Origin of the sequence: Escherichia sp. E2748 (assembly GCF_005781125.1) — a bacterium.
Classification (GTDB): Bacteria; Pseudomonadota; Gammaproteobacteria; order Enterobacterales; family Enterobacteriaceae; genus Escherichia.
Genome location: NZ_VATP01000013.1, coordinates 1 through 11,494, shown reverse-complemented (window position 1 = coordinate 11,494; position 11,494 = coordinate 1). Strand labels below are relative to the sequence as shown.

Below are 11,494 nucleotides of genomic sequence, written 5' to 3'. Positions count from 1 at the left end.
TTCATTTGCTTACTTTATGATGCGCATCAGTCACGGACTGATGGTTATATAGACATAGGCTGACTCGTGCAGCACAAGATTAAGTCCTGCCAGATGATTTTCGTTAACGTGTTGAATCTGGGTGGAAAATAAAGTTGATAATGAGGTCCGTGAATGCCCCGCAGCACCTGGTTCAAAGCATTATTGTTGTTTGTTGCCCTTTGGGCACCCTTAAGTCAGGCAGAAACGGGATGGCAGCCGATTCAGGAAACCATCCGTAAAAGCGATAAAGATAACCGCCAGTATCAGGCTATACGTCTGGATAACGGTATGGTGGTATTGCTGGTTTCTGACCCGCAAGCGATTAAATCGCTTTCGGCGCTGGTAGTGCCCGTTGGGTCGCTGGAAGATCCTGAGGCTTATCAGGGGCTGGCGCATTACCTTGAACATATGAGTCTGATGGGATCGAAAAAGTACCCGCAGGCTGACAGTCTGGCTGAATACCTCAAAATGCACGGCGGCAGTCACAATGCCAGCACTGCGCCGTATCGCACGGCTTTCTATCTGGAAGTTGAGAACGACGCCTTGCCTGGTGCGGTAGACCGCCTGGCCGATGCTATCGCTGAACCCTTGCTCGACAAGAAATATGCCGAACGTGAGCGTAATGCGGTGAACGCCGAACTGACTATGGCACGCACACGTGACGGGATGCGCATGGCGCAGGTCAGCGCAGAAACGATCAACCCGGCGCACCCTGGTTCAAAGTTTTCTGGCGGTAACCTGGAAACCTTAAGCGACAAACCTGGTAACCCGGTGCAGCAGGCGCTGAAAGATTTCCATGAGAAATATTATTCTGCCAATCTGATGAAAGCGGTTATTTACAGTAATAAACCGTTGCCAGAGTTGGCAAAAATGGCGGCGGACACTTTTGGTCGCGTGCCGAACAAAGAGAGCAAAAAACCGGAAATCACCGTGCCGGTAGTCACCGACGCGCAAAAGGGCATTATCATTCATTACGTCCCGGCGCTGCCGCGTAAAGTTCTGCGCGTTGAGTTTCGCATCGATAACAACTCAGAGAAGTTCCGTAGTAAAACGGATGAATTGATTACCTATCTGATTGGTAATCGCAGCCCAGGTACACTTTCCGACTGGCTGCAAAAACAGGGATTAGTTGAGGGCATTAGCGCTAACTCCGATCCTATCGTCAACGGCAACAGCGGCGTTTTAGCGATCTCTGCCTCTTTAACCGATAAAGGCCTGGCGAATCGCGATCAGGTTGTGGCGGCAATTTTTAGCTATCTCAATCTGTTACGTGAAAAAGGCATTGATAAACAATACTTCGATGAACTGGCGAATGTGCTGGATATCGACTTCCGTTATCCGTCGATCACCCGTGATATGGATTACGTCGAATGGCTGGCGGATACCATGATTCGTGTTCCTGTGGCGCATACGTTGGACGCGGTCAATATTGCCGATCGGTATGATGCTAAAGCGGTAAAAGAACGTCTGGCGATGATGACGCCACAGAATGCGCGTATCTGGTATATCAGCCCGAAAGAGCCGCATAACAAAACGGCTTACTTTGTCGATGCGCCTTATCAGGTCGATAAAATCAGCGAACAAACTTTCGCTGACTGGCAGCAAAAAGCCGCCAATATTGCGCTCTCCTTACCGGAGCTTAACCCCTATATTCCTGACGATTTCTCGCTGATTAAGTCAGAGAAGAAATACGACCATCCAGAGTTGATTGTGGATGAATCGAACCTGCGTGTGGTGTATGCGCCGAGCCGTTATTTTGCCAGCGAGCCAAAAGCCGACGTCAGCCTGATTTTGCGTAATCCGAAAGCCATGGACAGCGCCCGCAATCAGGTGATGTTTGCGCTCAATGATTATCTCGCAGGGCTGGCGCTTGATCAGTTAAGCAACCAGGCGTCGGTTGGCGGCATTAGTTTTTCCACCAATGCTAACAACGGCCTTATGGTTAATGCTAATGGTTACACCCAGCGTCTGCCGCAGTTGTTCCAGGCATTGCTCGAGGGGTACTTTAGCTATACCGCTACGGAAGATCAGCTTGAGCAGGCAAAATCCTGGTATAACCAGATGATGGATTCCGCAGAAAAGGGCAAAGCGTTTGAGCAGGCGATTATGCCTGCGCAGATGCTCTCCCAGGTGCCTTACTTCTCGCGTGATGAAAGGCGCAAAATTTTGCCTTCCATTACCTTGAAAGAGGTGCTGGCCTATCGCGACGCCTTAAAATCAGGGGCTCGACCAGAGTTTATGGTTATTGGCAACATGACCGAAGCCCAGGCAACAACGCTGGCGCGCGATGTGCAAAAACAGTTGGGCGCTGATGGCTCAGAGTGGTGTCGTAACAAAGATGTACTGGTTGATAAAAAACAATCCGTCATCTTTGAAAAAGCCGGTAACAGCACCGACTCTGCGCTGGCAGCGGTATTTGTACCGACTGGCTACGATGAATACACCAGTTCAGCATATAGTTCTCTGCTGGGGCAGATTGTACAGCCGTGGTTCTACAATCAGTTGCGTACCGAAGAACAGTTGGGCTATGCCGTGTTCGCGTTCCCAATGAGCGTAGGGCGTCAGTGGGGCATGGGCTTCCTGCTTCAAAGCAACGAAAAACAGCCATCGTACCTGTGGGAGCGTTACAAGGCGTTTTTCCCGACAGCAGAAGCGAAATTGCGGGCGATGAAGCCAGAAGAGTTTGCGCAAATCCAGCAGGCGGTTATTACCCAGATGCTGCAGGCACCGCAAACACTCGGCGAAGAAGCATCGAAGTTAAGTAAAGATTTCGATCGCGGCAATATGCGCTTCGATTCGCGTGATAAAATCGTGGCCCAGATTAAACTGCTGACGCCGCAAAAACTGGCCGATTTCTTCCATCAGGCGGTAGTCGAGCCGCAAGGCATGGCTATCCTGTCGCAGATTTCCGGCAGCCAGAATGGGAAAGCAGAATATGTACACCCTGAAGGCTGGAAAGTGTGGGAGAACGTCAGCGCGTTGCAGCAAACAATGCCCCTGATGAGTGAAAAGAATGAGTGATGTCGCCGAGACACTAGATCCTTTGCGCTTGCCCTTACAGGGCGAGCGCCTGATTGAAGCCTCTGCCGGCACAGGCAAAACCTTTACGATTGCGGCGCTCTATTTGCGCCTGTTACTTGGACTAGGCGGTTCTGCCGCCTTTCCCCGCCCGCTGACCGTTGAAGAACTGCTGGTGGTGACCTTTACCGAGGCTGCCACTGCAGAATTGCGCGGTCGTATCCGTAGCAATATCCACGAGTTGCGCATCGCCTGTTTGCGTGAAACCACCGACAATCCTCTTTATGCACGCCTTCTGGAAGAGATCGACGATAAAGCACAGGCCGCGCAGTGGTTGCTGTTAGCCGAACGGCAGATGGATGAAGCGGCAGTCTTTACCATTCACGGTTTTTGCCAGCGTATGCTCAACCTGAATGCCTTTGAATCCGGCATGTTGTTTGAGCAGCAACTGATTGAAGATGAATCGCTACTGCGCTACCAGGCCTGCGCCGATTTCTGGCGTCGCCATTGCTACCCGTTACCGCGTGAAATTGCTCAGGTCGTCTTTGAAACCTGGAAAGGGCCGCAGGCGTTACTGCGCGATATTAATCGTTATTTGCAAGGCGAAGCGCCGGTTATCAAAGCACCGCCGCCCGATGATGAAACGCTGGCTTCCCGCCACGCGCAAATTGTGGCGCGTATTGATACGGTAAAACAGCAGTGGCGCGACGCAGTGGGTGAACTGGATGCGCTGATCGAATCTTCTGGCATTGATCGACGCAAGTTTAACCGTAGCAATCAGGCTAAATGGATAGACAAGATTAGTGCCTGGGCAGAAGAAGAGACAAACAGTTATCAGTTGCCAGAGTCGCTGGAAAAATTCTCTCAGCGTTTCTTAGAAGATCGCACGAAAGCCGGGGGAGAAACCCCGCGACATCCGCTGTTTGAGGCGATCGATCAACTGCTTGCAGAACCATTGTCGATCCGCGACCTGGTGATCACCCGCGCGTTGGCTGAGATCCGCGAAACGGTAGCGCGTGAAAAACGTCGCCGTGGCGAACTGGGTTTTGACGACATGTTAAGTCGGCTCGATTCCGCGCTGCGTAGCGAAAGCGGTGAGGCTCTGGCGACAGCGATCCGTACGCGATTCCCGGTGGCAATGATCGACGAATTTCAGGACACGGACCCGCAGCAGTACCGGATTTTTCGCCGTATCTGGCACCATCAGCCGGAAACCGCATTGCTGCTGATTGGTGATCCGAAACAGGCTATATATGCGTTCCGTGGTGCGGATATCTTCACTTATATGAAGGCGCGTAGCGAAGTTCACGCGCACTACACCTTAGATACCAACTGGCGTTCTTCACCAGGAATGGTGAACAGCGTAAACAAGCTTTTCAGCCAGACTGATGACGCGTTCATGTTTCGCGAAATACCGTTTATTCCTGTGAAATCTGCCGGGAAAAATCAGGCACTACGTTTTGTATTTAAAGGTGAAACGCAGCCAGCGATGAAAATGTGGTTGATGGAAGGCGAAAGCTGCGGCGTTGGCGATTATCAAAGTACGATGGCGCATGTATGTGCCGCGCAAATCCGCGACTGGTTACAGGCCGGGCAGCGCGGGGAAGCGTTGCTGATGAACGGCGATGATGCACGTCCGGTACGAGCCTCGGACATCAGTGTGCTGGTGCGCAGCCGCCAGGAGGCCGCCCAGGTGCGCGATGCCTTAACGTTGCTGGAAATCCCTTCCGTTTACCTTTCGAACCGCGACAGTGTTTTTGAAACTCTGGAAGCGCAGGAAATGCTTTGGTTGTTGCAGGCGGTGATGACGCCCGAACGTGAGAATACCCTGCGCAGTGCGCTGGCAACGTCAATGATGGGGCTGAATGCGCTGGATATCGAAACGCTGAACAATGACGAAAATGCGTGGGACGCGGTGGTTGAAGAGTTTGATGGTTATCGGCAAATCTGGCGCAAACGCGGCGTCATGCCAATGCTGCGAGCGCTGATGTCGGCGCGCAACATTGCAGAAAACCTGCTGGCAACGGCCGGTGGCGAGCGGCGTCTTACTGACATCTTGCATATCAGCGAACTGCTACAAGAAGCGGGAACGCAGCTGGAAAGTGAACATGCTTTGGTACGTTGGTTATCGCAACATATCCTTGAGCCAGACAGTAATGCCTCCAGCCAACAAATGCGCCTCGAAAGCGACAAACATTTGGTGCAGATCGTCACGATCCACAAATCGAAAGGGCTGGAATATCCGCTGGTCTGGCTGCCGTTTATCACCAATTTCCGTGTACAGGATCAGGCGTTCTATCACGATCGAGGCTCGTTTGAAGCAGTTCTGGATCTTAACGCTGCGCCAGAAAGCGTAGATCTCGCTGAAGCCGAACGTCTGGCTGAAGATCTGCGTTTGCTTTACGTGGCGCTCACGCGTTCGGTCTGGCATTGCAGTCTCGGTGTTGCGCCGCTGGTGCGCCGTCGTGGCGATAAAAAAGGTGACACCGACGTTCATCAAAGTGCGCTCGGGCGCTTGCTGCAAAAAGGAGAACCGCAAGATGCGGCAGGGCTTCGCGCCTGTATTGAAGCATTGTGCGATGATGACATAGCCTGGCAAACGGCACAAACCAGTGATAACCAGCCATGGCAGGTTAATGATGCTTTAACTGCAGAACTGAATGCCAGGACGTTACAACGATTGCCCGGCGATAACTGGCGCGTCACCAGCTACTCTGGTTTGCAACAGCGTGGTCACGGTATCGCCCAGGATCTGATGCCTCGGCTGGATGTCGATGCTGCAGGCGTTGCCAGCGTCGTTGAAGAACCGACGTTAACACCACATCAGTTTCCGCGCGGTGCGTCACCGGGGACGTTCTTGCACAGTTTGTTTGAAGACCTGGATTTTACCCAGCCGGTTGACCCGAACTGGGTGCGGGAAAAACTGGAGTTTGGCGGTTTTGAAGCGCACTGGGAACCTGTGTTAACTGAGTGGATCACGGCTGTCCTTAAGGCACCACTCAATGAAACGGGTGTTAGCCTGAATCAGCTTTCCGCCCGCAATAAACAGGTGGAGATGGAGTTTTATCTGCCGATTAGTGAACCGCTTATCGCCAGTCAGCTTGATACGTTAATCCGCCAGTTTGACCCGCTATCCGCAGGCTGCCCGCCGCTGGAGTTCATGCAGGTGCGCGGCATGTTAAAAGGTTTTATTGACCTGGTGTTTCGCCACGAAGGGCGTTATTACCTGCTCGACTATAAATCCAACTGGTTGGGTGAAGACAGTTCGGCTTACACCCAACAGGCTATGGCAGCGGCGATGCAGGCACACCGCTATGATCTGCAATATCAGCTTTATACCCTGGCGCTGCACCGTTATCTGCGCCATCGCATTGCTGATTACGACTATGATCGTCACTTTGGCGGCGTTATCTATCTGTTCCTGCGTGGCGTTGATAAAGAACATCCGCAACAAGGGATCTACGCGACCCGACCCAACGCCGAGTTGATTGACCTGATGGATGAGATGTTTGCCGGTATGACCCTGGAGGAGGCGTAATGAAATTGCAAAAGCAATTACTGGAAGCTGTGGAGCACAAACAGCTACGCCCGCTGGATGTGCAATTTGCCCTGACCGTGGCGGGAGATGAACATCCTGCCGTCACCCTCGCGGCGGCGCTGTTAAGTCATGATGCCGGAGAGGGACACGTCTGTTTGCCGCTTTCACGACTGGAAAATAACGAGGCGTCGCATCCGCTGTTGGCGACCTGTGTCAGTGAAATCGGTGAGCTACAAAATTGGGAAGAATGCTTGCTGGCTTCACAAGCGGTCAGCCGGGGAGATGAACCAACGCCGATGATCCTCTGTGGCGATCGCCTTTATCTGAATCGCATGTGGTGTAACGAGCGTACGGTGGCGCGCTTCTTCAATGAGGTGAATCATGCGATCGAGGTGGATGAAGCGTTGCTGGCGCAAACGCTGGATAAACTCTTTCCGCCTGGTGATGAAGTTAACTGGCAAAAAGTGGCGGCAGCAGTGGCACTGACGCGGCGCATTTCGGTAATTTCCGGCGGCCCCGGCACAGGTAAAACGACGACCGTGGCGAAGTTGTTGGCTGCGTTAATTCAGATGGCCGACGGTGAACGCTGTCGTATCCGCCTGGCTGCGCCAACGGGGAAAGCTGCCGCACGCTTAACAGAATCTCTCGGCAAGGCTCTGCGCCAGTTACCGCTGACCGATGAACAAAAGAAACGCATACCAGAAGACGCCAGCACCTTGCACCGCCTCCTGGGCGCGCAGCCAGGTAGCCAGCGTTTACGCCATCATGCGGGTAACCCGCTGCATCTTGATGTGCTGGTGGTGGATGAAGCGTCAATGATTGATCTGCCTATGATGTCTCGGCTGATCGATGCCTTGCCCGATCATGCACGAGTGATCTTCCTCGGCGATCGCGATCAACTGGCCTCGGTTGAGGCTGGAGCTGTGCTGGGCGATATCTGTGCTTATGCCAATGCGGGCTTTACCGCAGAGCGTGCCGGGCAGTTGAGCCGCCTGACGGGAAGCCACGTTCCGGCGGGAAGCGGCACAGAAGCGGCATCATTGCGCGATAGTCTCTGCCTGCTGCAAAAGAGTTACCGTTTCGGCAGCAACTCTGGCATTGGTCAGCTTGCGGCGGCTATTAATCGTGGCGATAAGACGGCAGTGAAAACAGTTTTTCAGCAGGATTTTACTGATATCGAAAAACGGCTTTTACAGAGCGGCGAAGATTATATTGCGATGCTTGAGGAAGCTCTTGCGGGTTACGGACGCTACCTGGATCTGCTTCAGGCACGTGCCGAGCCGGATTTAATCATTCAGGCGTTCAATGAGTATCAGCTTTTGTGCGCCCTGCGGGAAGGGCCGTTTGGCGTGGCAGGACTGAATGAGCGAATTGAACAGTTTATGCAACAGAAGCGCAAAATTCATCGTCATCCGCACTCGCGCTGGTACGAAGGCCGGCCGGTGATGATTGCCCGTAATGACAGTGCGCTTGGGTTGTTTAATGGTGATATCGGTGTCGCTCTGGATCGCGGGCAGGGGACGCGCGTCTGGTTTGCAATGCCGGATGGCAATATCAAGTCGGTGCAACCGAGTCGCCTGCCGGAGCACGAAACCACGTGGGCGATGACAGTACATAAATCGCAGGGATCGGAGTTCGACCATGCGGCGTTGATTTTACCGAGCCAACGCACGCCGGTAGTAACGCGAGAGCTGGTTTACACCGCGGTGACCCGCGCGCGTCGGCGTTTGTCATTGTATGCCGATGAACGCATTTTAAGTGCGGCAATCGCTACGCGCACCGAGCGGCGTAGCGGGCTGGCAGCGTTGTTTGGTTCGCGGGGATAAATGTGATTGCCTGATGCGACGCATGTGCGTCTTATCATGCCTACGAGTGTTACGCATGTCGCATCTGGCGATTTCCATCGCTTACCCTAAATCCGCCATCAACACCTTTGATTTACGCTGGTAGTTGTACAACTGCTTTTTGCTCTCCGGCAGCAAATCAATATCCACCGGGGTAAATCCGCGTTCCTGGAACCAGTGAATACTGCGCGTAGTCAGTACAAACAATTTGCTTAAGCCGCTCTGCTTCGCCTGGGCTGCAATGCGTTCCAGCAAAACCTCGCCCCTTGATGAACTGCGGTAATCCGGGTGAACTGCCACACAGGCCATTTCACCTATCTTCTCTTCCGGGAATGGATAGAGCGCGGCGCAGGCAATAGTCGTGTTATCGCGCTGAATAATAGTGAATTTGTCGATTTCCATCTCCAGTTGCTCGCGAGAACGACGCACCAGAATACCTTGCTGCTCCAGTGGGCGAATCAACTCCAGAATACCGCCAATATCGTTGATTGTTGCGCGACGAATCTGCTCGGCGCTTTCCATCACAATCTGCGTACCGATACCGTCGCGTGAGAACAACTCTTGCAACAGCGCGCCATCTTCCTGATAACTGATTAAATGACAGCGACGCACGCCGCTGCGGCAGGCTTTCACTGCGCCACGCAAAAAGCGCACCGTACCGGAGTTGTAATCGCCTTTCTCTTCCTGGACTTCTACCCGCGCTTGCGCTTCGTTAGGGAAAAGTTCGGAGACAATATCACCGTCGTCATTAGTGACACCCTGTGAAGAGCAAAAACCAATCATCTTCTCAGCTTTCAGTTTGATGGCCAGTTGAGTGGCAATCTCTTCCGAGGTCAGGTTAAAGCTCTCGCCAGTGACCGAAACCGCCACCGGCCCCATCAGCACAATCGCACCGCTGTCCAGTTGGCGATGAATCGCTTCTTCATCAATCCGCCGGATGCGCCCGCTATGGCAGTAATCCACACCATCATCCACGCCCAGCGGCTGGGCAATAATAAAATTGCCGCTGACGACGTTGATATGCGCGCCTTGCAACGGCGTGTTGTTGAGGCTCATTGACAGGCGAGCGGTAATATCCAGTTGTAACGTACCCGCAGCCTGCTTCACCAGCTCCAGCGTTTTGGCGTCGGTCACGCGCGTATTCTTGTGATATAGCGGCTCGTGGTGATGCGCTGCAAGATTTGCGTCGATCTGGGGACGTGCGCCATAAACCACCACCAGACGGATGCCGAGGCTGTGCAACAACCCAATATCATTGACAATACTGGAGAAATTTTCATGCTCAATGGCTTCTCCGCCGAGCATGATGACAAACGTTTTTCCCCGGTGGGTATTGATATAGGGAACCGAATGGCGGAATCCCTCGACCAGCTCGGTTTTACGTTCCTTTACCACGGCACACCTCTTTGCATGATTATTCGAAATTATTGTATTTTTATTCTGTTTTTTCGCCGTGCGCAAGTGCAAATTTTATGCGAGTGCGACTTTTTTATCAGTAATACCGTGAATATAAATAGAATGTTTACCGTTTTATAGATGACAGATTATGCGTCTTTCGCTAAAGTTTCCGGTCAAATTGGTCGTTTACTTGTTACACAGCTTAGATTTCTTTTGCTCGGGAGAGGCATGTCAGGATCCAACACTGCAATCAGCCGTCGTCGTTTACTGCAAGGCGCGGGCGCCATGTGGCTATTGAGCGTAAGCCAGGTGAGTCTGGCTGCGGTCAGCCAGGTCGTGGCGGTGCGCGTCTGGCCTGCGTCCAGCTACACCCGCGTGACGGTAGAATCAAATCGTCAGCTGAAATATAAGCAGTTCGCGTTGAGTAACCCTGAACGCGTGGTGGTGGATATCGAAGATGTAAACCTGAACTCGGTGCTCAAGGGGATGGCTGCGCAAATCCGCGCTGACGACCCGTTCATCAAGTCGGCACGCGTCGGCCAATTTGATCCGCAAACCGTGCGGATGGTTTTTGAGTTAAAGCAAAATGTAAAACCGCAGATGTTTGCCCTCGCGCCGGTCGCCGGGTTTAAAGAACGTCTGGTGATGGACCTTTATCCGGCCAATGCTCAGGACATGCAAGACCCATTGCTGGCGCTGCTGGAAGATTACAACAAAGGCGACCTCGAAAAGCAGGTGCCGCCAGCGCAGAGTGGCCCACAGCCAGGCAAGGCCGGGCGCGATCGTCCGATTGTCATTATGCTCGACCCTGGCCACGGCGGCGAAGACTCCGGCGCGGTGGGGAAATACAAAACGCGCGAAAAAGACGTGGTATTGCAAATAGCTCGCCGTCTGCGCTCTCTGATCGAGAAAGAGGGCAATATGAAGGTTTACATGACGCGTAATGAAGACATCTTCATTCCGTTGCAAGTGCGCGTAGCAAAAGCACAGAAACAGCGTGCTGATTTGTTTGTCTCTATTCATGCCGACGCCTTTACCAGTCGCCAGCCGAGCGGTTCCTCGGTGTTTGCGCTCTCTACCAAAGGCGCAACCAGTACTGCGGCAAAATATCTGGCACAAACCCAGAACGCCTCGGACTTGATTGGTGGTGTGAGCAAAAGCGGCGACCGCTATGTCGACCACACCATGTTCGATATGGTGCAGTCGTTGACCATTGCCGACAGCCTGAAGTTTGGTAAGGCCGTGCTAAATAAGCTGGGGAAAATCAACAAACTGCATAAGAATCAGGTTGAGCAGGCCGGGTTTGCTGTGCTGAAAGCGCCAGATATTCCTTCCATTCTGGTCGAAACGGCGTTTATCAGTAACGTTGAGGAAGAACGCAAATTGAAAACGGCGACTTTCCAGCAGGAAGTTGCGGAGTCTATTCTTGCGGGAATTAAAGCGTATTTTGCCGATGGGGCGACGCTGGCGAGAAGAGGATGATAAAAAGGCGCTGAATGGCGCTTTTTTTATGGGAGAATAGAAACAAAAAAACACCCGTTAGGGTGTTCAATAATTGGTTGCGGGGGCCGGATTTGAACCGACGACCTTCGGGTTATGAGCCCGACGAGCTACCAGGCTGCTCCACCCCGCGTCACCGTACTGCTATTACAACAGCGGAAGCGCGTCGTGGAGG

Annotated in this window: 5 protein-coding genes and 1 tRNA gene; 4 read left to right on the top strand and 2 right to left on the bottom strand. The window is 52.9% G+C overall.

The features are described 5' to 3' along the window. Positions 1-153 precede the first annotated feature (153 nt). Genes ptrA through recD form a run of 3 tightly spaced genes read left to right on the top strand, consistent with a single transcriptional unit; the run spans position 154 to position 8,403 of the window. Positions 154-3,042 (top strand): pitrilysin, encoded by a 2,889-nt coding sequence (gene ptrA / locus FEK42_RS12315; RefSeq protein ID WP_138211840.1) that lies wholly within the window; start codon positions 154-156, stop codon positions 3,040-3,042. Next, positions 3,035-6,577, top strand: a complete 3,543-nt coding sequence (recB, locus tag FEK42_RS12310; RefSeq protein ID WP_135492947.1) for an exodeoxyribonuclease V subunit beta — start codon at positions 3,035-3,037, stop codon at positions 6,575-6,577. Before ptrA ends, recB begins: the two co-directional genes overlap by 8 nt. Continuing rightward, a complete protein-coding gene (recD, locus tag FEK42_RS12305; protein ID WP_131162008.1) occupies positions 6,577-8,403 on the top strand; it encodes an exodeoxyribonuclease V subunit alpha in 1,827 nt (608 codons plus the stop codon). The genes recB and recD overlap by 1 nt, the downstream gene beginning before the upstream one ends. 81 nt (positions 8,404-8,484) lie before the next feature. On the opposite strand, the gene argA is transcribed toward recD, so the two are convergent. Then, a complete protein-coding gene (argA, locus tag FEK42_RS12300) occupies positions 8,485-9,816 on the bottom strand; it encodes an amino-acid N-acetyltransferase (RefSeq protein WP_130207716.1) in 1,332 nt (443 codons plus the stop codon). A gap of 231 nt (positions 9,817-10,047) precedes the next feature. Here argA and amiC point away from each other — a divergent pair, with 231 nt between their 5' ends. Next, positions 10,048-11,301 carry an N-acetylmuramoyl-L-alanine amidase AmiC gene (gene amiC / locus FEK42_RS12295; protein ID WP_044189882.1) on the top strand — a complete coding sequence of 418 codons (1,254 nt, stop codon included), beginning with the start codon at positions 10,048-10,050 and terminating at the stop codon, positions 11,299-11,301. A 74-nt stretch (positions 11,302-11,375) separates the two neighbouring features. On the opposite strand, the gene FEK42_RS12290 is transcribed toward amiC, so the two are convergent. After that, positions 11,376-11,452 (bottom strand) — tRNA-Met (locus FEK42_RS12290). Positions 11,453-11,494: the final 42 nt, after the last annotated feature.